Raw genomic sequence first — 22,091 nt, 5'->3', positions numbered from 1 at the left:
CGTGACGACTGCGGACGAGGCACGAACCGTGCTGGAGCTAGAATTGTGCGGGAAGCTCGCCGATGTCGGCGGAGCATTTGTGAAGACCGTCATTCCCGCAGAGGGATGCAGCGTCACCGAACTGTTCGCTATGGTGGCGCGGCAACACCCGGCGCTAGCGCCATCGCTTGGCGGCGGTCGGATCAGGGCCTGTGTCAACGAGGCAGTCGTCGCCCCCAATGCGCGCGTTATGCCGGGGGACGAGGTAGCTCTGTTCCCCCCGGTCTCGGGCGGATGAGCGCACAGGTTACCCTTGCCACGGAAGCCTTCGACCCTGCGGAGCTGCTGGGCAGGTTCTCGCGCGAGCTTGAGGGGGAGGGGGCAGTCGTCAGTTTCACCGGCCATGCGCGAGACAGGGCTAAGGATGGTGCGCTGGTCGATGCGCTGGTTCTGGAGAGCTACCGTGGCGTTACACTCGCCTCAATGGAAGACATCGCCGCCGATGCGATGGCGCGCTTCGATGTCACGCGTTGCCGGGTGGTCCATCGGGCGGGCCGTATCGCGCCGGGCGAAGCCATCGTTTTCGTCGCCACCGCTTCGGCCCATCGCCGCTCCGCGTTCGAAGCTGCGGACTATCTCATGGACCGGCTCAAGACCGAAGCGGTGTTCTGGAAACGCGAGGAAGGCCCGCTGGGACGCCGATGGATCGAGCCGCGCGAAAGCGATCATGAAGATGCCCGCCGCTGGCATTCGTGAACAGGAATGACAATGCCAGGAATAGACGAGAGCCTGCCCTTCCATCCGCTGAAGATCGCAGTGCTGACGGTATCGGATACCCGCACCGCTGAAACCGACACATCGGGAGGATTGCTCGCCTCTCGTCTGGTAGAGGCGGGGCACGAACTGGTAGCGCGGGCGATCGTGAAGGACGATGTCGACGCGATCCGAGCGCGGGTACGGGCCTGGATCGACGATCCCGATGTAGAAATCGTGCTAAGCACGGGAGGTACCGGCTTCACTCCGCGCGACGTAACGCCGGAGGCGGTAATGCCTTTGCTGCGCCGGGTGATGGACGGGTTCAGTGCAGTCTTCCATCAGGTCAGCATGGGCACGATCGGGGTTTCAACTCTGCAATCACGCGCCTTTGCGGGGCAGGCGGGCGACAGCTTCGTTTTCTGCGTGCCCGGTTCTACCGGCGCCTGTCGCGACGCCTGGGACCTGGTGCTGCGCTATGAGTTCGACAGCCGCTACCGTCCCTGTTCGATTGCCGGGCAATTGCCGCGGTTGAGGGAGGTATGCGCATGAATGGTCTGTCTCATCTGGACGATCAGGGCCGGGCGCGCATGGTCGATGTCGGCGACAAAGCTGTCACGGCCCGCCGGGCGCGGGCTAAAGGCGAGCTACGATGTGCCGCCGCGACGCTCGAGCTGGTCAGGGCGGGAAAGACGCCCAAGGGCAGCGTGATTTCAACCGCCGAACTTGCCGGTGTGATGGCGGCCAAGCGTACGGCGGATTTGATTCCCCTGTGCCACCCGCTGGCGCTATCGCAGGTCGATGTCGCGATTGCGGTGGAGGAAGCGCTACCCGGTTTCTCTGTCGTCGCGACTGTGAGGACCGAGGGGCGCACCGGGGTCGAAATGGAAGCGTTGACCGCAGTCTCGGTCGCCTGCCTCACCCTGTTCGACATGCTCAAGGCAGTCGACCGGACAATGGCGATCGGTGCGATCCATGTGACAGCCAAGGAAGGGGGCAAGTCGGGCGCATGGGAGCAGATATGATCCCTTTCGCAGAAGCACTGGCGCGCATAGCAGATCATATCGTGCCACTCGGGACGGAAACGGTCCCGCTGGCCGAGGCAAGCGGGCGAAGGCTCGCGTGCGATCTGACGGCCCGCTGCGCCGCGCCGCGCGCTCCGGTGTCGGCCATGGACGGGTATGCCGTGATCGAGGCAGCAACGCAGCCGGGTCGCGCTATCGCTGTTATTGGCGAAGCGGTCGCCGGGCGACGCTTCGAGGGGCGCGTGGGCGAGGGCGAGGCGGTGCGCATCTTTACCGGCGCCCCGATGCCCGAGGGCAGCGACTATGTGATTATGCAGGAATATGCGACCCGCACTGGCGATAGCGTGACTTTCGCCGAAGGGTACGGTCCGGCAGGGCATGTCCGCGCCATGGGTAGCGATTTCGACGCGGGCGATGTGCTCGTTCCTGCCGGTACCTTGCTAAATGCGCGGGCCATGATCGGTGCCGCGGCGGCCGATGTCGCTGAAGTTGAGGTGGCGGTGCGTCCGCGCGTGGCAATCATCGGTACGGGCGACGAGCTTGCAGTGCCCGGCTCGGCTCATGCAGTGCGCGACGCGATCCCCGAAAGCGTGAGTTATGGCGTTACCGCATTGGTCGGGGAAGCGGGCGGTTGCGTAGTGCACCGGGCGAAGTGCCCCGACGATCTCGATGTGCTCACTCGTGCGGCGGGCGAGGCGCTGGTGTGCGCTGATCTTGTTATCGTCACCGGGGGCGCATCGGTCGGAGACCGCGATTTCGCCAAGCCCATGTTCAAGCCGCACGGTCTTTCGGTGATTATACCCAAGGTCGCGATTAAGCCCGGAAAGCCGGTCTGGTTGGGAAAGGCGCGGGGGAAAATCGTGCTTGGCCTGCCAGGGAATCCGACCTCGGCCATGGTTACCGGGGCGCTGTTTTTGCGCCCGATCTTCCAGGCGCTGGGCGGGGCGAATGTGTCCCATCGTTGGCACAGCCTTCCTATTGCCGCACCGCTGAAGGCAACTGGCGGACGAGAGACGTTTGTTCGCGCGCGTTTCGATGAAGGCGGACTGGTTCCCATCGGCAACCAGGACAGCGGTGCACAAGCAGCTTTGCTGGAAGCCGACTGGCTGATCCGCTGCCCGCCGGATCAAGCGGCTCTTGCGCCGGGATCGACCGTTACCGCCGTGTCCTTCTGAACCGCCGCTCGGCTTCCTCCAGGGCTACCGGGTCATTGACGTTGAAAAACGGATCGCAACTGGGTTCGGTCTCCCATTCGACGGTCACCACATTGACGCGATGCGCAAACCCCCTCAGCGATTGCCCGCCCTTTCCCAGATACTCCGTCAGCGCGCCGCGATCCGCGCGCCAGAGCGTGGCCAGCGGCTGTTCGCGCCCGAGGCTCGTTGGCATTGCGGCCCCGCGATCGCCGATGGCCGCTGACAGGCGCGCAACGAGGTCGTTGGGTAGGAAAGGCTGGTCGCAGCCTATCACCAAAACATACTCGCGTTTTGTTGCCAGAGCGAAATCGAAGGCGCTCGCCAAAGCGCTGATGGGTCCGATTCCGGTATGACGGTCGATCAACAGGGGGAACTCCTGGTCGAGCAACTGACTGTCATGGCGAACCGCCAACGCGACCTGATCCGACCGAGCTGTGGCCCAGTCACACGCGTGTCTGAGGAGTGTTGCCCCACCAAGCATGCGCAGCGGTTTGGAACCGCCCATGCGCTTTCCCAGCCCGCCGCAAGCAATGACGATGCCCGGTTTTACCATCTCATATCAGCGAGCCGCTTCATGCCATGCAGACTTTCCCGTGCGGCTATCGCGCCGCCGCAGTCACCGAGTTCACCAGCGAGGAATGCGACCTCCCTATCGAGTGCCCCTGCCCAATTTCCTGCGCGATATAAACGTATATCGGATGATCAGAAAGACTTTCGCAGGGAGATCGGGACCAGGCAATGGGGTTCCGATACTCTGTCTTCACTTGGTGAAGAGGGGCGATCCACGCGGTGGTCAAACCTGCAGGGTAAGAGGCTTCAGGCGCGGCTCTTCGAAATCGACGCCACTCCTCACGGTTCGCTAGTAATTTCACTAGAGACCGGTTTACCATCAGGTTTCAAACTACTGACATATGCCGTCCGGATAGGAGAACCGGGTGACAGCTTTGCGGCGCATCGACAGAATAATCAGCTTCGAATCCGACAATGCGATTGCTGTGGAATTCGGTCGCGAACGCATTAGGTCGGTGCGCAAGATCATACATCTTTACTACCTTGCGATCCTCGCTCCATTCGTGGGAGTTGCCTGGGTCAAATGGGATCATCCGGCAACCAGGCTGGTTGGCATGATCTTGCTAATCGCAGTCGCCTTGCGTTTTCGGCACTGGATGGTGCCGCAGCCATCCGGAAAATCCGAAGATGTAAATCCCATAGCCGCGCGGATCACAGGGGGGATGGTGATCCTCCTTTCCTGCGCGCAGACATACTTTTATCTATCGATCGCTTTCGCCATCGCTGCTGCATCCCCACAGGGTGTAGAGTGGTTGCAGGTCTTGGGCTTAGGGCTGCTCACGGCCCTCGCTCAGGGCGCTGCCCTCACAGGGATAATTTTCGCATCGAGAGTGATCTTCTTCTGTTTCGTGCTGCCGCTGGTATTGGCTATCCTCTACCTTTTTGCGGCGGAAAACCTGGTTGCCTCCTCGGCGGTGGTCGTGCTCACCGCGGTCAGTTTCTACCTCGCGGAGACCAGCCACAAGATGCAGCTGCGCCTGTTCAAGGCTCAGTACGATGCGGATCAGGCGCTTTTGCGGATGGAAAAGGTCAATCTCGAACTGACCGACGCGCGCAGGAATGTTCAGCACCGGGCGGAGTATGACGATCTTACTGGGGTGAGAAACCGGTTTGCCTTCATCCGGGATGTAGAAGAGATGCTGGCGGACGGGCGCTGCGGGCTACTGGCTCTAGTCGATCTCGACCGGTTCAAGCCGATAAACGATCTATATGGCCATCACGCCGGTGACCAGGTGCTCCGCTATGTTGCCCGGCGATTGCAGCGTGTCGTGCCGCCCCACGCCATTGTAGGACGCCTGGGTGGAGACGAATTCGGATTGTTCGTCAGCGGTCCCGATTGTGTAAACAAGCTGTCGAGCCTGGTGGCGATGTGCGATCGGGCGCTCGATCATCTGCGCAGACCCATCCGGCTTTCGAACACTGTGGTCAGGGTGGGAGCAAGTGCCGGCGCTCGCCTGGTCGCATCGGACACGACCGATGTCGGTCAGGCGCTTCGCGAGGCTGACGTGGCCCTGTATGTCGCCAAACGCGAAGGGGACGAGACAACCAAGCTTTTCGATCAGAAGATCAGCGACGAAACCTTGCGTACCCACGCGATCGAGGCTGAGCTGATAAAGCTGGACTCGGACGAGTACCTGTCGCTCGCTTACCAGCCGATAGTGAACCTCCGGACGGGCGATCTGGCATCGTTCGAAGCGCTTGCCAGATGGTACCACCCCACGCTGGGTGAAGTTTCGCCGGTACAGTTCATTCCGATAGCCGAGAGGCTTGGCCGGATACGGGAGATAACGCTCACCTTGCTGGAAAAAGCGTTGGAATTCGCCGCGGATTGGCAACCACCATGCCGGTTATCCTTCAACCTGAGTGCCGCGCATATCTGCGGCGAGGACGCGGCCGACGAAATCGTGGCGCTCATTTCCCGCAAGCAATTTCCCTCCAACCGCTTGCAATTCGAGATTACCGAAACCGCCATGTTGGTGAATTTCGAGGTTGCGCGAAGAAACGTTGAAATCCTGCGCCGTGCGGGATGCAGGATCGCCCTCGATGATTTCGGCGCTGGTTTCGCCTCGCTGGTCTATCTGCGCGAAATCAAGTTCGACAAGGTAAAGATAGATGGTTCGTTGATCCGGGAAGCGCGGCATCCCAAGGGGCGCGACATGCTGCGCGGTGTGATCAAGATGATCGAGGCGATGAAGCTGGAAAGCGTTGCCGAATACATCGCTACGGCGGAAGACCATGAGGCGGCGCTGGTTTTGGGTGCGGGATTCGGCCAGGGTTTCTACCTCGGCCGCCCTCTATCCCGGGGCGGAGTACTCGATTTGCTGCTCAAGCACCGATCACGCCCACCAGCCAATATTGACAGTCTCCCGGGCCACCATGCAAGTGGGCGGGGTGCACTCAAAACCAATGCCATGGGCAAAATGCGATTGCTCCCTGTCCTGGCAAACCGATAGTAAGGACACAGTCCACGCCAAGCATCGGTGTTCGGGCTTCAGTTTGCAGCCAGTGCCGCCCAGGTCTTTTTGCCGACCACGCCATCGGCGGAAAGGTCTTTCGATTTCTGAAAAGCGATCACCGCCCGTCTGGTAATCGGACCGAAATAACCGTCGGCGAGAATATTCAGGAGGTTCTGCATCGCGCGGACCGGGTCTCCCCGATCTCCTTGACGTAGCAACGGGCGTGCGGGGTGCACACGTGGTTCGCCCGCCGCATGGAAGCGATAGGAAGCTTCGAGCTTCTCGTCATATCTGTTGGCGCGATATGCCGGGCCGTTATAGCCGCGCGCGAATTGCGCCCAGTCACGGCGAATGAGCGCGGCGTCCAGATTGCTCGACTTCACGAAAGCGACGAATGCGCGGAGCTGAGCAGGCTCGCCCGAGACCATGGCGGAAACGAAATCTTCGACATCGTCGAAGCCGCATATGCGATAATTATCACCCATGATCTGGAAGGCCCCCCAACTTGCCGAGCGCAACGCCGCGTCGCGATCGAGGTCGATTGCCTGGGCAAGTCGGTCGTATTCCTTCCTACCTCCCTTATATCCGCCCGGGTCTGGCTGCGAAATGGCCGGATGCGAACGGTCGTACCGGCGTTTCGTCAGGCGCGAGAAATAGTGTCTCTCGAAAAGGATCTTCGGGCGCTTGTCGGCGAGGAAACCGCCGCGACTTTCGACATCGATCACCGCGCGCACGGCCGCGACCCGGCAGCCGATGTCACGAGCGGCTTTCTCTATGGCTTCTTCATCGAGTGGCGATGCCGGGCCGGCAAACTGCAAGGGCATGGCTTTTCTCCATCCAGCGTGTGTCCGAGACGACGGGCGTGAGGCAAATGCCCACCCGGTTCATCTCGGTGCGACTCGTGATGACGCCCCTTCGGCGTGTAGGAAAGCGGCCCGATCGCCTGGCAGGGCTTGCGACGGCGCGGCTGGATCATCTTGCGAGAACCGGCCGCATTTACTCCAGGCGATTGCGCGATGATGGGTGAGCTTTCCCGGCTCGAACTTATGCCAAGAACCGATAAAGCACTACGAGGTTCATCGTCGAGGCGACGATATGAACAGCCCGGATCACATCAATCGACGTCCCAGATAGCGATATCGTCACCGTTACGGTGAATCGATCCGCTCGTTCCGACAGGCTCCGCCTTTCCATCGGTAAAGAAGGCGATCGTCTCTACATCGTCGGCGGAAGTGCGGGCAAGGGTTCGAGCCCCCTCGGGTGTCCGTGCAATGACGACGCCCGATCGCGGCACTCCGCCGCGATCGTAATGCACCGTATAGGTTTCGACGGTGGCGGGGCCGCTATAGTGTTCATCGAGAGACGGGATCTCCCTGCGCCCTCGGTCCGCCTCCGCTTGGTAATCGAAATCCTGCGGGAATTGCGCGTCGGTGGGACATCCGGACAGAAGGATCGTATGGTTGTGCGTGGCATAGCCGCCATTGGCGAATAGCAGGCCCCTATCCGCCGTTCCGCGAAGGACCTCGACCATCGCGGCAACGGCGTGGCTCATATAATTGCCGATCGGCCCACCGCCGAAAGTGAGCCCGCCGAAGACGGTGGCCGGCTTGTCGACCGGCCATTCGAGGACGCGGCGGGCCATCTTCGGCACGCAGGGAAAACAGCTATAGAGTTCGACATGCGCGAGATCGCCCACCGTGACGGCGTTCAGTTCCATCGTTTTCTCCAGCGAGACCACCAGGCTGGGCGATGCATCGTAGCGATCGCGTTCGAGAAAATTGCCGCTTTCGTGCGCGGCTGCGCCGTAACCGACATAGACAAGACGATCGCTCGCGATTCCTCGTCGTCTGGCTTCGGCAAGCGAGGTCATGATGAAGCCGGCGCCTTGGTTGACCGAGGCATTGGCGACCTGCAGCTTTGTGTAGGGGAAGGCGATCGGTCGGTTGCTCTCCGACGGCGTGACGATGTCTTCGGCCGTGACGGGAGTACGGATCCATGCCCCTTCGTTCGTGGCCGCGACCTCGCTCATTCGCGCCCATATCTGGCCGCTCTCGGCCTGTCCTTCGGCGAGTGATTGGCCATATGCGGCGCGGCCTGCATTTTCGTATAACGGATAGACATCGGTCGGGACGACCAAACCATAGCTTTGTGCATAGCCCTTGTGCACGCGGTGCGTCGCATCGCGCAGGGCATTGGGTCTTTCGCCAGTCGCGTCCTTTTTCATGGCGACAAGCCCGGCTGCGGTGCGGAGCGCTTCGCCGCCGGTAACGGCGCAGATCTTCGCGTCCCCCCGACCGATCCGGTTGGCCGCCTCGTTCAGCAACAGGATCGGGCTGTCGCCATTGGGCATGGCGGTCTGCATGCGGTGGGACGGATCGATCCGGAGGCTGTCTGCCACCTTTTCGTCGACAGGGTTGAGTTGCGGCCAGCCGAGCTGTGCGACCACGGCCAGCGAATCGCAATCGGCAAGCAGGCCGCGTCCGGCATTCGCATCCGCATCGGCGCGGCGCAGCGCCTCGGCCATCAGGCCCACAGGATCGAGGCCGTCGCCGGGCTGTTCGGGCCGGTCGTTGATCTGCCCTACGCCGACGATGACGGGAATTCTATCGGGGTCCTGATCTGGCACGTAGGCTCTCCTCTCGCTGCCATGCGTAGCAAGCGGGTTTCAAGCTGCAACCGAAAGTTCAAAGGGAGCTGGCTGGGGTGGCAGGGATCGAACCTGCGAATGTCGGTACCAAAAACCGATGCCTTACCACTTGGCTACACCCCAGCAGGTGCGCGCCCCTATAGCGTGTCCGGCGCGGAAGGGAAGGGGGTGGGCTCGGATTGCATGCGTCGTTCGGCAAGCTCGCCTTCGAATCGCGCAATCGTCCGGCGGTCGAGCTTGTAGAAGAACATCGCAACGCCAGCGGGAATGATGATTGCGGCGGGTACTATCGCAAAGGCGAGGTCGATACCGAACTTCGCCGAATCGGTCTGCACAGCCCCCGCCTCGAACCCGGTCACCGCGAACAGCATACCCGGCAACGCCGCTCCGACCGCCACACCGGTCTTGATCGCAAAAACCGCGCCCGACACGGCTAGGCCGGTCATCTGGCGGCCCGTCGACCAGTCGAGATATTCGGCAATGTCGGTAAACATCGAGTAAGCGAGCATCATCATCATGCCGAGGCCCACCCCCACGAACACTTGCGCGATCGTTTGCGGCCAGATCGCATCAAGGGGCATCAGATGGAAGATCGCAATCGCAGCGACTTCGACCGATCCGGCGAAGATCAGGAGATGGGCCTTGTCGAGCCGACGCGCCATCGATGCCGCGAAAACGACACCCGCCAACTGGCCCACTGCGAAGGCTGTGTAGAAGAGACCGATCCTGTCGAGAAACAGGAAGATTGGCGTGCCATCGTCGCCCGCCACATAGCGGAACCAGAACAGCGCACTGCTCGCGCGCGAGGCGAGGGCCACCGGGGTCAGCATCGCGGCGACGGCAACGGCTATCCAGGCTGGCGTGCGGACGAGCAATCTCACGTCGTCGCGAATGCGCCCATTGGTCCGGGCCGGTGGTATTCTCTCTCTGCTCGAGGCGAATGCGATCAGCAGCGAGAGCGATCCGGCACCGGCGATAATGAACATCGTCAGCATGATTCCGCGCCGCTCGTCTCCCGCGCCCAACTCACGTACCAGCGTTGTCGCGATAACCGCCACCGCCACCACGGCCAAAGCGGAGAAAACCATGCGGTAGGCGGCGAAGGACGAGCGTGTATCGGCGTTGGGAGACACCACCCCCATCAGCGCCGAATAAGGCACATTGGTCGCGGTGAATGCGACCATTGTCAGCGTATAGGTCACATAAGCCCATACGAGCATTCCATTTTTCGACATGTCGGGTGCCGCGAAGATTGCCGCGCCGAACAGGCCGAAGGGAACCGCGCCCCACAGCAGATAGGGGCGATAGCGCCCCCACCGGCTGCGTGTCCGGTCTCCGATCGCGCCCATTACCGGGTCGGTTATGGCATCGAAGAACTTTGTCAGCAGCAGCATGAGGCCCATCGCCGCCGGGCCAACACCGCCCAGCTCCACGAAAAAATAGAGCAGGTAGATGTTGAAGAAGTTGATGTAGAAGGACGATGCGAGATCGCCGATCCCGTACCCGATCTTCTCCAGTCGCCCGGCGGCGGGGATCGGCTTACTCACAACTCGGTTCTCCCATGAAACCTATTGGGAGGTCATGGAAGGCGCGAAGTCAAGTCCGCGGCGGTGCGATCAATATCGCTTGTCTTCGAAATCTGCGGCCGAATGGCGTTCGCGTAGCTGTTCGTCATCTTCGCCCCAAACTTTGTTGACGATGCGTCCGCGCCGCACTGCCGGGCGCTTGGCGATCTGTCTCACCCAGCGTTCCACATGTGTGTATTCCTGGATGGAAAGGAAGGTCTTCGCTTCGCCATAAATTTCGCCGAAAACGAAGGGAGCGATCCAGGGGTAGGCGGCGATGTCGGCGATCGTGTAATCCTTGCCGCCCAGGAATTCGCTATCCGCCAGGCGTTTGTCGACGACGTCGAACAGGCGTTTGGTTTCCATCGCATAGCGATTGATCGGATATTCGTATTTCTCCGGAGCATAGGCGTAGAAATGGCCGAAGCCGCCGCCGATGAAGGGCGCGCTGCCGACCTGCCAGAACAGCCAGCTCAGAACTTCCGCGCGGCTGCGGTCGGTGGGCAGGAAAGCGCCGAACTTTTCGGCCAGATGCATCAGGATCGCACCGCTTTCGAACACGCGCAGGGGCTCGCTGCCGCTGCGGTCGAGCAGGGCGGGGATCTTCGAATTGGGATTGAGGCCGACGAAGCCCGAACCGAACTGGTCGCCATCGCCGATATCGATCGTCCAGGCATCGTATTCGGCGCCCGCATGGCCCGCCTCGAGCAATTCCTCGAACATGATCGTTGCCTTCACCCCGTTGGGCGTGGCGAGCGAATAGAGCTGGAAATCGTGCTGACCGACAGGCAGCTCCTTATCCTCGCGCGCACCGGATGTGGGGCGGTTTATGCTGGCGAAGCGGCCACCGTTTTCGGCGTCGTGGGTCCAGACTTCGGGCGGGGTATAGGTGGGATCGGCCAAACTCGTTCTCCTTTGGGCGGGATGGCTAGTTCACCCTGCCATTCGTCACAAGGTGGGGAACCGTCATTGCGATCCCACGGTTGTTCCCTACGCTATGACGAAGCTCATCTATGTCGACGACGATCTGCCCGGGATCACCCGCAAGGGTGCGGGAAAGGGATGGGCCTATTACGATGCCGAAGGCCGGCTGATTACCGATCCGCAGGAGAAGCAACGGCTCAACGCAATTGCGCTGCCCCCAGCCTATAGCGATGCCTGGTTCTGCCCTGCGCCCAACGGGCACATCCTGGCCACCGGCGTAGATGCCAAGGGGCGCAAGCAATATCGCTATCACCCCGATTTCCGCGCGGCGCGAGAGGGCGAGAAGTTCGATAGCTGCGTCACCTTCGGCAGCCTGCTGCCGCTGGTGCGCAAACGTGTGGAAGACGATCTGCGGGGCCGCAAGCTGACGCGCGAGCGGGCGGTCGCCAGCGTTGTCCGCCTGCTCGATCTCGGCGCGGTGCGGGTCGGGAACGAGGGATATGCACAGCGCAACCGGAGCTTCGGGGCAACCACCCTGCGGAAGCGCCATGCGGAGCTAACGGGCAGGACCCTGCGGCTGCGCTACAAGGGCAAGGGCGGCAAGCTGCGTGAAGTAACCCTGTCGGATGGCAGTTTGACGCGGCTTGTGCGCAAGATGCAGGATCTGCCCGGCCAGAACCTGTTCAAATATGTGGACGAGGACGGAGATGTCCAGGCTGTGGGCTCGTCCGACGTCAACGAATATCTTGCCGAAACCATGGGCGAGCGGTTCACGGCCAAGAATTTCCGCACTTGGCATGGCAGCGTGATGGCGTTTCAGTGCCTGCTCGAAGGCGAAGGGAAACTGCCGATCAAGGCGCTGCTCGATTGCGTCGCGGACAGGCTCGGCAATACTCCCGCGGTCACCCGCAAGAGTTATATCCATCCTGCCGTGATCGATCTGGTCGAACGGCAGGAAGAATGGCGCGCCGATATACGTCTGCCGCGAGCGACCAAGTGGTTGAGGCCCGAGGAGCGCGGGCTGATCGAGTTGCTTCAGAATAGTCCTGCGGCGGCGGTATTGCTGGCGGCCTAAAACTTCTTGTGAATTTTCGCCTTAAAGAATAATCGAGCGTGATGACAACTCTCGCAGGTCTGAAAATTCGAAACTGGCGTGCAGATCACGATCCCCCCCTATCCGCAGAAGCATTTGGCAAGCTTTACGGTGCTCCTTCTGCTTGGAAGGGCCAAACGGTTTATAACTGGGAATCGAAGGGAAAGGTCGCGCGCCCAACCGTCCAGAAGCGTCTCGCCGAACTCGGGATTTGCGAGCCGGCGGACTGGCTCGAGCCCGCTCCGAAAAACATCGACGAGAAAGGTCACGTCCCAATGAGCGGTAACGACGCCCATCCCTTTTACGACCTGCACACTCACGGTTTCGTGCGTGTGGCAACGAGCACTCCTAAAGTGCGCACCGCCGATATCGCCTATAACGCCGAAGGAATTCTGGAACAGGCGCGGATGGCGGATGCGCGAGCCGTCGACCTGCTGCTCTATCCCGAGCTTTCCCTCTCGTCCTATGCCCTTGATGATCTCCACCTGCAGTCGGCACTGCTCGATGCAGCCGAAACGCAGATCGAGGCGATCTGCGAGGCATCGCGCGACCTGTCACCCGCGCTTGTTTTCGGCGCCCCCTTGCGGCGCAATGGCCGGATCTACAATTGCGCACTGGTCGTGGCACGCGGCGAGTTGCTCGGTGTCGTGCCCAAAAGCTACCTGCCGAACTACCGCGAATATTACGAGAAGCGCTGGTTCGCCCATGGCCGCGAATGCATTGGCTTGACGATCCGCTGCGGCGGGCGGGAGGTACCGTTCGGGACCGACCTGATCTTTTCCGCCAGCGACTTACCCGGATTTACCTTCGGAATCGAAATCTGCGAAGATTTCTGGTCGCCCAATCCGCCGGGCACGATGGCTGCGCTTGCCGGGGCGACCATCCTGCTCAACCCATCCGCGTCGAACATCACGATCGGCAAGTCCGACGAACGCCATCTCCTCAGCCGCGCAAGCTCGAGCCGTTCGGTCTGCGCCTATGCCTATTCGGCCAGCGGACACGGCGAGAGCACGACCGATCTCGCCTGGGACGGGCAGGGGATGATCTACGAGCTGGGCGATCTGCTTGTCGAAAGCGTCCGGTTCGAGCTGGAGCCTGAATTGTGCATCGCCGATGTGGATACGCAGCGCATCCTGTCCGAGCGCATGCGGATGCAGACCTTCAACGATGCAGCCGAGGCGGCAGGGCGCCCGGAAGATTGGTATCGCCGCATCGAATTCGACCATAGTGCCCCGCGCGCGGATATCGGCCTGGAGCGGCCCGTGCGGCGTTTTCCCTTCGTGCCCAACCGCGCGCACAAACTGGATGAGGACTGTTACGAGGCTTTCAACATCCAGGTCGACGCGCTGATGCGGCGTATCCAGGCGACCAACCCAAAATGCCTGGTGATTGGCATATCGGGCGGGCTCGACAGCACGCATGCCCTGATCGTTGCAGCCAAGGCGATGGACCGGCTCGGTCGCCCGCGCACGGACATCCGGGGGTATACTATGCCCGGCTTCGCGACGTCCGAAGGGACCAAGTCCAATGCCTGGCGGCTGATGGACGCTTTCGGCCTCACGGCCGAGGAAATCGACATCAAGCCAACCGCGACCATGATGCTGGAGAACATTGGCCACGCCTTTGCCGAGGGCGAGCCGGTCTATGACGTGACGTTCGAGAATGTGCAGGCGGGGCTAAGGACCGATTACCTTTTCCGTCTTGCCGGCCAGCATGGAGGCTGGGTCATCGGGACGGGCGATCTGAGCGAACTTGCACTGGGCTGGTGCACCTATGGCGTGGGTGACCATATGAGCCATTACGGCGTCAATGCGGGCGTGCCCAAGACACTGATTCAGTACCTTATCCGCTGGACAACCCAGACCAGCCAGTTCGACAGCGGGGTCGATGCCGTGCTGGCCGATATCCTCGATACCGAAATCAGTCCCGAGCTGGTACCTGCTGGTGAGGATGGCCAGATTCAGAGCACTCAGTCGATAATTGGGCCTTACGAGCTCAACGACTTCTTTCTCCACCACATTATCCGCTGGGGGCAAAAGCCGAGCCACGTCGCCTTTCTTGCCTGGCATGCCTGGAAAGACGCGAAATCAGGGCTTTGGCCCATCGAATTCCCGGACGATGCGAAGAATGAATACGATCTCGCCACGATTGCCAGGTGGCTGGAAAATTTCCTCAAACGCTTCTTTGGCTTCAGCCAGTTCAAGCGCAGCGCCTTGCCCAACGGGCCGAAGGTTTCCGCCGGAGGTGCGCTGAGCCCGCGCGGCGACTGGCGCGCACCAAGCGATGCGGTGGCCGATACCTGGCTGGCGGAATTGGTGGCTGCCTTGCCCGATCTGGACGACTGACGATGCCGCTGCGGGCGCTGCTGCTCATGACGTTCTGCAATGTGGTCTGGGCGCTCAATGTCGTCGTCAGCAAAATTGCTATCGCCGATCTCGGAACGCCGCCACTGTTCTACGCGCTGCTGCGTTCGGTGATCGTTGCGGCAGTTCTCATACCGTTGCTGCGCCCGTCGCCGGAAAAGCTCTGGCAGGTGCTCCTGATCGGTCTCGCAATCAGTGGCGGTTCGTTCGCACTGCTCTTCATGGGACTAGCGACGGCAAGTCCGTCGGCGGCGGGGGTCGTCAGCCTGACCGGGGCACCGATGACCGTTTTGTTTGCAATCATTTTTCTCGGCGAGCGGATTCGCTGGCGGCGTGGCTTGGGGATCGGACTGGCCTTCGGCGGCGTCCTGTTCGCGATGGCCGGAGACAATCAGATGGAGACCGGCACGGGTCTCCTGCTTGTGTTCGCCTCGGCGGTCGTCGGCGCGCTCGGATCGGTTTTCGTGAAGCGTCTCGAAATACCCTCGATCCGATTGCAGGCCTGGGCGGCGGTCGCATCCGTCGCAGTGCTGGTGCCGCTGACCGTAGCGATGGAAGTTGGTCAAGTGGCGGCACTCTCGAAAGCCCCGTGGGAACTTGCCGCCTGCCTGTTCTTTGCCGCGATTATCGTCTCGGTCGGCGCGCACACAGCCTACTATCGCCTGCTGCAAGAGCATGACGCGAACCTCGTCGTTCCGCTTACCCTGTTCACGCCGATCCTGACCATCCTTTTCGGGGCCTGGTTGACCGGGGATGCGATCGGCGAACGACTGGTAATCGGCGGCGCTATAGCGCTCGCGGGGGTGGCGATCATCGTCTTGCGGCCAAGCGAAACCTTTACCCGTCGCTTCCTGGTGCGCCCACGCTTCTGATCAGTCGAGTTTGACCGTCCAGCCGTGAATATCCTCGATGGCGCCCTTCTGGATGCCGACGAGTTTCTCGCGAATCTTGTGGGTCATCTGCCCCGTGCCGCCCGTGCCGATCGTGAATTCGCCATCGGGGCCGAGCACGGTTCCGACCGGCGTCACGACCGCGGCGGTGCCACATGCCATCGTTTCGAGCAGACGCCCCTCGGTCGCATCGGCGCGCCACTGGTCGATCGAATAGGGTTCTTCGCGCACCTGGAGGCCTTCTTCGCGCAGCAACTGGATCAGGCTGTCGCGCGTAATTCCGGGCAGAATTGTGCCGGTGAGCGGGGGTGTGATGACCGTGCCGTCCGCGAACACGAAGAACAGGTTCATACCGCCCAGTTCTTCGATCCATTTCTTCTCGACCGCATCCAGGAACACCACCTGATCACAGCCCTGATCGATGCCTTCCGCCTGTGGAACAAGGCTGGCGGCATAATTGCCGCCGGTCTTGGCGGCGCCCGTGCCGCCGGGGGCTGCGCGGGTGTAGTTGCGGCTGACCCAGATCTTCACCGGCTTCGCGCCGCCCTTGAAGTAGGGGCCGACGGGGGAAGCGATGAGAATGTACTTGTATTGCCGCGCGGGCCGCACACCGAGAAAGGCCTCGGAAGCGAACATGAAGGGGCGCAAATAGAGCGAACCGTCGGGATCGGAAGGAACCCAGTCGCGATCCTTCGCGACCAGTTGGCGGATCGATTCGAGGAACAGTTCCTCGGGCAATTCGGGCATCGCCATGCGCCGCGCGCTTTCGTTGAAGCGGCGCGCGTTCTGCTCGGGCCGGAATAGCGCAAGGCTATCGTCGCCCTGCTTATAGGCTTTCATGCCCTCGAAGATTTCCTGCGCATAGTGCAACACCGCCGCCGCCGGATCGAGGCTGATCGCCTCGCGCGGCCCCAGGCTCGCCTTGTGCCAGCCACCTTTGTCCTCGTCATAGTCGATCACGACCATGTGGTCGGTGAATAGCTGGCCGAAGCCGGGATTTTCCAACGCTTGCTGGCGCGTTCCGGAAGGAACCGGGGCTGGGTGGGGAAGGTGCTCGAAATCCATGGATGCGCGGGTAATGGGTGAGGGCGCCAGAGGCAAGGAGGAGTCTTTTGTTCGGTGCGCTATCGACATCAGTCGATAGCTTGCTGTTCCTTCCCGCGCCCCCTCCCGGCCACCCATTCAGCATAGTCCCGTGGGTGGCCGGGAGGGGGCGCGGGAAGGAACAGCCGAAGGGCCGGAGCGACGTGCGGCACGCACGCAGCACGAAATCCGGGTGGGGGCGAGGGCCGGTGCCGAAGGGACGGACGGATGTCCTGCCGGCACCCAACAAAATGACCCGCACCCATCCTGCAAAATGAGAAGGGCGACCCTCGCCCGTAGGAGGATCGCCCTTCGCATGGTCAGCGGCGGGAAGTGCCGCTCACGAAGTCTCTATCGGTTCTGCTTACCGATAGTACCTCGCGCGGAAACTTGCCGACCTCTCTGCTGAACCATGAGACATCGGATCACCTCCTTTCGCGCTGTTTAGAGCCAAAGTACCCCGTTTCCGGAGAATTAAGACCGCGTTTTGCCGCTGATCTTGAGTATCAATCTGTTGCTCTCAGCGCGCGAAAACAACCCTTGAAAAAAAGTTTTCCCACGTCAGAATTGGCGTTTGTGGCTCGGAGCATTCTCCGGGCCTTTTTCTTTGTCCGATCCGGTCGGGATCAGGAGGGCCGCGGTTTCGGGAATCGCATCAGCGGCAGTCTTCGATCACTCTGGTCACTTCGGCCCAAGGCGGCAGGTAGAGGGTAGACAGTCCGGGGATTTCCACGGCGAATCGTCCACGGGTCAGCGCCATGGCATCGAGCAGCGGATCGGTGCGACCGAGGTAGGCGGCGATTGCCGGGCGCCCCGCTGTATCGGGTGACACACCACTCGTGTTCAGCATGCGATCGCTCGTTTCGGTGCGAATGGTCATTGCGGGTGTATCGCTGCCCGCGCCATGGCGGACCAAGGCAATCCTGGCATCGTCTGCCATACAGAGAATCGAAAAGACCGGCGCGCCCCGGCTGTCCACATACTGAGCCGAACCATCGGCGCCGCCACTTCTATAGGTCCACTCGCCCGGGCTACGCGCCTCGTCGATCCAGTCCTTTGACGGCGGTGCCGGTGCCGGAGCGGACGGCGGAGGGGCTGTCTGCACCGGGGGCGGCGTGGGGGCCGGCGTCGGTGCGGGGGTGGAATCCGGAGCGGGTACGCAGGCCGCGATGGTGAAGCTGAGCGCCAATGCGCCGCCGAATGGGAAATAGATCGGTTTCATGCCGCTTCAATGATCGCTAAGCGCCAAGTTTCCAATGCCGAAGAAGAAACGTCTCGATCAGATGCTGGTGGACCGCGGCCTCGTGGAGAGCCGCACGCGTGCGCAGGCGCTGGTCATGGCGGGGCTGGTTTTCTCCGGCGAACAGAAGCTCGCCAAGCCGGGGCAGCAGCTTGCCGAGGATGCGCCGCTCGATGTGCGCGGGCGCGATCATCCCTGGGTCTCGCGAGGCGGGATCAAGCTTGCCCACGCGATCGAGCATTTCGGGCTCGATCCGGCGGGCGTCACCGCGATGGACATTGGCAGCTCGACCGGCGGGTTCACCGATGTGCTTCTCCAAAACGGCGCGGCGCATGTTTTCGCGGTCGATAGCGGGACCAACCAGCTCGCATGGAAGCTGCGGCAAGACGAGCGCGTGACCGTGCTCGAACAGACCAGCGCCCGGATTCTCACGCCGGATCTTATCGATCGGCCCGTTAGCTGGGTGGTGTGCGATGCGAGTTTCATCGGCCTCGCCAAAGTGCTCGAGGTACCCTTGCAATTGGCCGGGCCGCGCTGCCGCCTAGTCGCGCTGATCAAGCCGCAATTCGAAGTCGGGCGTGAAGAGGTGGGCAAGAAGGGCGTTGTCAGCGATCCCATGCTGCACGATCGGGTTTGCGGCGAAGTCCGCCAATGGATCGAAGGGCTTGGTTTCGAGGTGCAGGGCATAGTCGAAAGCCCGATTAAGGGACCGGAAGGAAATATTGAGTTCCTCATTTCCGCCCAACGCGACCAAAGGCGGAATTGACGCTGCGGCACACTTGGCCCTAGGCGCTCGTGCAACCGCATTTCACGGAGAGAGCATGTCTTCAAATATCGCCGAGATGGAACGCCGCCGCGAAGCTGCCCGCATGGGTGGCGGACAGAAGCGGATCGATGCCCAGCACGCCAAGGGCAAGCTGACCGCGCGCGAACGGCTCGATGTCCTGCTCGACGAAGGCAGCTTCGAGGAACTCGACACCTATGTCGAACATGACTGCACCGATTTCGGCATGCAGGAACAGAAGATTCCCGGCGATGGCGTGGTCACCGGATCGGGCACGATCAACGGCCGCCTCGTCTATGTTTTCTCTCAGGATTTCACAGTCTTCGGTGGCTCTCTTTCCAAACGCCATGCAGAAAAGATCTGCAAGGTCATGGATACCGCGATGAAGGTCGGCGCGCCCGTGATCGGCCTCAACGACAGTGGCGGCGCGCGCATCCAGGAAGGCGTCGCCAGCCTCGGCGGCTATGCCGAAGTTTTCCAGCGCAATGTTCTGGCCAGCGGCGTGGTGCCGCAGATCAGCCTTATCATGGGGCCGTGCGCGGGCGGCGCGGTCTATTCCCCCGCCATGACCGACTTCATTTTCATGGTCGAGGACAGCAGCTACATGTTCGTCACCGGCCCCGACGTGGTGAAGACGGTGACCAACGAAGTCGTCACGCAGGAGGAACTGGGCGGAGCCAAGACGCACACCACCAAGACCAGCGTGGCCGACAACAGCTTCGAAAACGATATCGAGACACTGCTCGCCACGCGCGATTTCGTCGATTACCTGCCGCTGTCGAACCGCGAGGAGGTGCCCGAGCGCCCGACCAGCGACGCATGGGACCGCGAGGAGCCGAGCCTCGACACGCTGATCCCCGACAATGCCAACCAGCCTTACGACATGCACGAAGTCATCCGGAAGACGCTGGACGAGGGCGATTTCTTCGAGATCCAGCCGAACCACGCGGCCAATATCATCTGCGGTTTCGGCCGGATGGAAGGGCGCACGGTGGGCGTGGTGGCGAACCAGCCGATGGTGCTGGCCGGGGTGCTCGACATCAATTCCTCGAAGAAGGCCGCGCGCTTCGTGCGTTTCTGCGATGCTTTCGAAATCCCGATCCTGACCTTCGTCGACGTGCCCGGCTTCCTTCCCGGCACGGCGCAGGAGCATAACGGCATCATCAAGCACGGCGCCAAGCTGCTCTTCGCCTATGCCGAAGCGACCGTGCCCAAGATCACCGTGATCACCCGCAAGGCCTATGGCGGCGCCTATGACGTGATGGCGTCCAAGCACCTGCGCGGCGACCTCAACTACGCCTGGCCCACCGCCGAAATCGCGGTGATGGGCGCGAAGGGCGCGGTCGAGATCATCTTCCGCCAGGACCGCGACGATCCCGACAAGATCGCCGAGAAAACCAAGGAATACGAAGACCGCTTCGCCAACCCCTTCGTGGCAGCGCAACGCGGCTATATCGACGAAGTGATCTACCCGCATTCGACCCGCAAGCGGATCGCCCTGGGGCTAAGGAAGCTGCGGACCAAGCAGCTCGAGAACCCGTGGAAGAAGCATGATAATATTCCGCTGTGACACGTAAACCCTTCGACATTATCGCCCACGATCTTCGCTTCGTGATCTCTCCGATCTTTCAAGTCGAGGCGGGGTCAGTGCAGTTGTCTGACGAGTTTCGCACGACTTGGACGGTAGGTGACCTGAACAGGCACCATGTGGCTCTAGGTGATCGGAGTGAATTAACTGGGCGATATGAGGATTTGATCGAACGCGTGGAAGACAAGCCCGCAAGTTACTTCGGCGAATTTGATGTCCACCAATCTGGTCCGCTGGGCGGTGGATGGTCACTTACCTTCAATCTCGGAAGAGAAGGGTTTGAGGCCCTGCTGAGAGGATTGGAAGTCAGAGGCTTAGATGAGTCTTTTCTCTGCATTGATGTAACTCGCTCCAGCCTCGTCAACCTAACCGCTAGTTGCGATGCAGCCCTTCTTCAATTTCCAGCCCGCGTAGAAGTTCGCTCACAGGATCAGCTATGAAACTCGGCCGTCTCCACCATATCGGCGTCGCGACATTTTTTCCTTTCCGTCACCCTGAACTTGTTTCAGGGTCCATCCCGCCTCACGGGCGAAGGGCGCAGGCGGAGACATGGATGCTGAAACGAGTTCAGCATGACGGTTCGGTGGGAGTTGTTGTATGAAATTGGGGCGGTTGAATCACATTGGGGTGGCCACACCGAGTATCGCGGAATCGCTGCGCTATTACCGCGATGTCATGGGCGCCACGATCGCGCATGAGCCTTTCGATCTGGAGGAACAGGGCGTGAAGGTCTGCTTCGTCGACACGCCGGGCGAAAACGGCACGCATGGTACGCAGATCGAGCTGATCGAACCGCTCGGCGAACAGTCCACGCTGACCGGTTTCCTCGCCAAGAACCCTGCAGGCGGGCAGCACCACATCTGCTACGAGGTCGAGGATATCGAGGACGCGCGCAAATGGTTCGAGGACCTCGGCAAGCGCATCCTCGGCCCCACCCGCATCGGCGCGCATGGCACGCCGATCTTCTTCCTCCACCCGAAGGACATGATGGGCCAACTGACCGAGATCATGGAAACGCCCAAGGAAGGCGCGCACTGGTCGAACTGAGAGCCGAACGCCGCGCGCCGTAGCGTCCTTGCACTCTAGCTTGACGTTAGCGTAAACCTCCTGCCGAGATAAACCTTCGGGGAGAGACGCGTGAGCTACGAAACCATTATCGTCGAAAAGGACGGCCCGCTTACCACCATCACGCTCGACCGGCCCGACCGGCTGAACGCGATGCCGCCGCAGATGGCGGACGAGATCGGTGCGGCTTTCTATGACCTGGGCGATAGCCGCGCCGTGCTGATAACCGGTGCGGGCAAGGGTTTTTGTTCCGGGGCGGATTTGTCCGCCCGGGGCGAGGGTAGCGTGCTCGATAATAAGGGGGGCAGCCACCGCGCGTTGCAGAACCATTATAATCCGGCGATCAGCATGGTGTTGCGCGCGCCGGTCCCGGTAATTTGCGCGGTCAACGGACCGGCTGCGGGGATCGGTTGCAGCCTGGCCCTTGCCGGTGATTTCGTGCTGGCGGGCAAGAGTGCCTATTTCCTTCAGGCTTTCGTGAATATCGGCCTGGTCCCCGACGGCGGTTCCACCTGGCTGCTGGCACGCGCCATCGGCCGCGCACGTGCCACGCGCATGATGATGCTGGGCGAGAAGATCGGTGCGCAGCAGGCCGAGGATTGGGGCCTCATCCACAAGGCGGTCGATGACGAGGCACTGATGGGCGAGGCAAGGGCACTGGCGGAAAAGCTCGCGAATGGCCCCACACTGGCTCTGCGCACCATGAAACGGAATATCTCCGCCGCTCTCGACGGAACGGTAAACGAAGTAATGCTTGCGGAGGCAGAGGGGCAGCGCGTGGCCGGAGCGAGCCAGGACGCGATGGAAGGCGGAATGGCCTTCCTCCAGAAGCGCAAACCCGCATTCAAGGGCGAATGAGCCCATGTTTGG

21 protein-coding genes and 1 tRNA gene are annotated in these 22,091 nt (G+C 61.5%); 14 read left to right on the top strand and 8 right to left on the bottom strand.

Annotated elements, in window-relative coordinates:
• The first annotated feature begins 1 nt into the window (after position 1).
• From L5849_RS04875 to L5849_RS04855, 5 genes are read left to right on the top strand one after another with little or no spacing between them, the layout of a single operon-like run.
• Positions 2–277: a MoaD/ThiS family protein gene (locus L5849_RS04875; protein ID WP_236924661.1), complete on the top strand. Its 276-nt coding sequence runs from the start codon at positions 2–4 to the stop codon at positions 275–277.
• On the top strand, positions 274–735 hold the full coding sequence (locus L5849_RS04870) for a molybdenum cofactor biosynthesis protein MoaE (protein WP_236924660.1): 462 nt from the start codon (positions 274–276) through the stop codon (positions 733–735). The genes L5849_RS04875 and L5849_RS04870 overlap by 4 nt, the downstream gene beginning before the upstream one ends.
• Before the next feature lie 12 nt (positions 736–747).
• The gene (gene moaB, locus L5849_RS04865) at positions 748–1,284 is read left to right on the top strand and encodes a molybdenum cofactor biosynthesis protein B (RefSeq protein ID WP_236924659.1); all 537 of its coding nucleotides are present in this window, start codon (positions 748–750) and stop codon (positions 1,282–1,284) included.
• A complete protein-coding gene (moaC, locus tag L5849_RS04860; protein ID WP_236924658.1) occupies positions 1,281–1,757 on the top strand; it encodes a cyclic pyranopterin monophosphate synthase MoaC in 477 nt (158 codons plus the stop codon). Before moaB ends, moaC begins: the two co-directional genes overlap by 4 nt.
• Entirely contained in the window at positions 1,754–2,932 is a 1,179-nt protein-coding gene (locus tag L5849_RS04855; protein ID WP_236924657.1) for a molybdopterin molybdotransferase MoeA, read from the top strand. The genes moaC and L5849_RS04855 overlap by 4 nt, the downstream gene beginning before the upstream one ends.
• Here L5849_RS04855 and L5849_RS04850 read toward each other — a convergent pair.
• Positions 2,913–3,506: a molybdenum cofactor guanylyltransferase gene (locus L5849_RS04850; RefSeq protein ID WP_255703936.1), complete on the bottom strand. Its 594-nt coding sequence runs from the start codon at positions 3,504–3,506 to the stop codon at positions 2,913–2,915. The two genes, L5849_RS04855 and L5849_RS04850, sit on opposite strands and share 20 nt — an antisense overlap.
• A 472-nt stretch (positions 3,507–3,978) precedes the next feature.
• Here L5849_RS04850 and L5849_RS04845 point away from each other — a divergent pair, with 472 nt between their 5' ends.
• Positions 3,979–5,976, top strand: coding sequence for an EAL domain-containing protein (locus L5849_RS04845; protein ID WP_236924655.1), 1,998 nt, complete (start codon positions 3,979–3,981; stop codon positions 5,974–5,976).
• 38 nt (positions 5,977–6,014) lie between these two features.
• Here L5849_RS04845 and L5849_RS04840 read toward each other — a convergent pair whose 3' ends face one another.
• The 5 genes from L5849_RS04840 to yghU form a co-directional block, all read right to left on the bottom strand.
• Positions 6,015–6,803 (bottom strand): N-acetylmuramidase domain-containing protein, encoded by a 789-nt coding sequence (locus L5849_RS04840; protein ID WP_236924654.1) that lies wholly within the window; start codon positions 6,801–6,803, stop codon positions 6,015–6,017.
• 290 nt (positions 6,804–7,093) lie between these two features.
• Complete coding sequence (locus L5849_RS16115) at positions 7,094–8,605, bottom strand: acetyl-CoA acetyltransferase (RefSeq protein ID WP_236924653.1); 1,512 nt, start codon at positions 8,603–8,605, stop codon at positions 7,094–7,096.
• A 69-nt stretch (positions 8,606–8,674) separates the two neighbouring features.
• Positions 8,675–8,749 (bottom strand) — tRNA-Gln (locus tag L5849_RS04830).
• Positions 8,750–8,763: 14 nt separating this feature from the next.
• Positions 8,764–10,173, bottom strand: a complete 1,410-nt coding sequence (locus L5849_RS04825) for a glycoside-pentoside-hexuronide (GPH):cation symporter (RefSeq protein ID WP_236924652.1) — start codon at positions 10,171–10,173, stop codon at positions 8,764–8,766.
• 69 nt (positions 10,174–10,242) lie between these two features.
• Entirely contained in the window at positions 10,243–11,094 is an 852-nt protein-coding gene (yghU, locus tag L5849_RS04820) for a glutathione-dependent disulfide-bond oxidoreductase (RefSeq protein WP_236924651.1), read from the bottom strand.
• Positions 11,095–11,188: 94 nt separating this feature from the next.
• Between yghU and L5849_RS04815 the strand changes: the two genes are divergently transcribed.
• The 3 genes from L5849_RS04815 to L5849_RS04805 all read left to right on the top strand — a co-directional run bounded on the left by L5849_RS04815 (position 11,189) and on the right by L5849_RS04805 (position 15,443).
• Positions 11,189–12,190: a DNA topoisomerase IB gene (locus L5849_RS04815; RefSeq protein ID WP_115416501.1), complete on the top strand. Its 1,002-nt coding sequence runs from the start codon at positions 11,189–11,191 to the stop codon at positions 12,188–12,190.
• 293 nt (positions 12,191–12,483) lie between these two features.
• On the top strand, positions 12,484–14,553 hold the full coding sequence (locus L5849_RS04810; RefSeq protein ID WP_236924650.1) for an NAD(+) synthase: 2,070 nt from the start codon (positions 12,484–12,486) through the stop codon (positions 14,551–14,553).
• A 2-nt stretch (positions 14,554–14,555) separates the two neighbouring features.
• Positions 14,556–15,443, top strand: coding sequence for a DMT family transporter (locus L5849_RS04805; RefSeq protein ID WP_236924649.1), 888 nt, complete (start codon positions 14,556–14,558; stop codon positions 15,441–15,443).
• Here the strand turns inward: L5849_RS04805 and L5849_RS04800 are convergent, their stop codons facing one another.
• Together L5849_RS04800 and L5849_RS04795 are read right to left on the bottom strand one after the other, a co-directional pair.
• Positions 15,444–16,526 (bottom strand): branched-chain amino acid aminotransferase, encoded by a 1,083-nt coding sequence (locus tag L5849_RS04800; RefSeq protein WP_115416503.1) that lies wholly within the window; start codon positions 16,524–16,526, stop codon positions 15,444–15,446. It lies immediately after the preceding gene.
• Positions 16,527–17,199: 673 nt separating this feature from the next.
• Positions 17,200–17,766 (bottom strand): hypothetical protein, encoded by a 567-nt coding sequence (locus L5849_RS04795; protein WP_236924648.1) that lies wholly within the window; start codon positions 17,764–17,766, stop codon positions 17,200–17,202.
• A 34-nt stretch (positions 17,767–17,800) separates the two neighbouring features.
• On the opposite strand from L5849_RS04795, the gene L5849_RS04790 reads away from it, so the two are divergent.
• The 5 genes from L5849_RS04790 (at position 17,801) to L5849_RS04770 (ending at position 22,079) form a co-directional block, all read left to right on the top strand.
• Positions 17,801–18,550: a TlyA family RNA methyltransferase gene (locus L5849_RS04790; protein WP_236924647.1), complete on the top strand. Its 750-nt coding sequence runs from the start codon at positions 17,801–17,803 to the stop codon at positions 18,548–18,550.
• 55 nt (positions 18,551–18,605) lie between these two features.
• Positions 18,606–20,138 carry an acyl-CoA carboxylase subunit beta gene (locus L5849_RS04785; RefSeq protein ID WP_236924646.1) on the top strand — a complete coding sequence of 511 codons (1,533 nt, stop codon included), beginning with the start codon at positions 18,606–18,608 and terminating at the stop codon, positions 20,136–20,138.
• Positions 20,135–20,596 (top strand): hypothetical protein, encoded by a 462-nt coding sequence (locus L5849_RS04780; RefSeq protein ID WP_236924645.1) that lies wholly within the window; start codon positions 20,135–20,137, stop codon positions 20,594–20,596. Before L5849_RS04785 ends, L5849_RS04780 begins: the two co-directional genes overlap by 4 nt.
• A 157-nt stretch (positions 20,597–20,753) precedes the next feature.
• A complete protein-coding gene (mce, locus tag L5849_RS04775; RefSeq protein WP_236924644.1) occupies positions 20,754–21,203 on the top strand; it encodes a methylmalonyl-CoA epimerase in 450 nt (149 codons plus the stop codon).
• A 90-nt stretch (positions 21,204–21,293) separates the two neighbouring features.
• On the top strand, positions 21,294–22,079 hold the full coding sequence (locus tag L5849_RS04770; protein WP_115416510.1) for an enoyl-CoA hydratase-related protein: 786 nt from the start codon (positions 21,294–21,296) through the stop codon (positions 22,077–22,079).
• Positions 22,080–22,091: the final 12 nt, after the last annotated feature.

The organism is Erythrobacter sp. SN021 (assembly GCF_021864455.1).
This window is presented reverse-complemented; position numbering and strand designations above follow the sequence as displayed.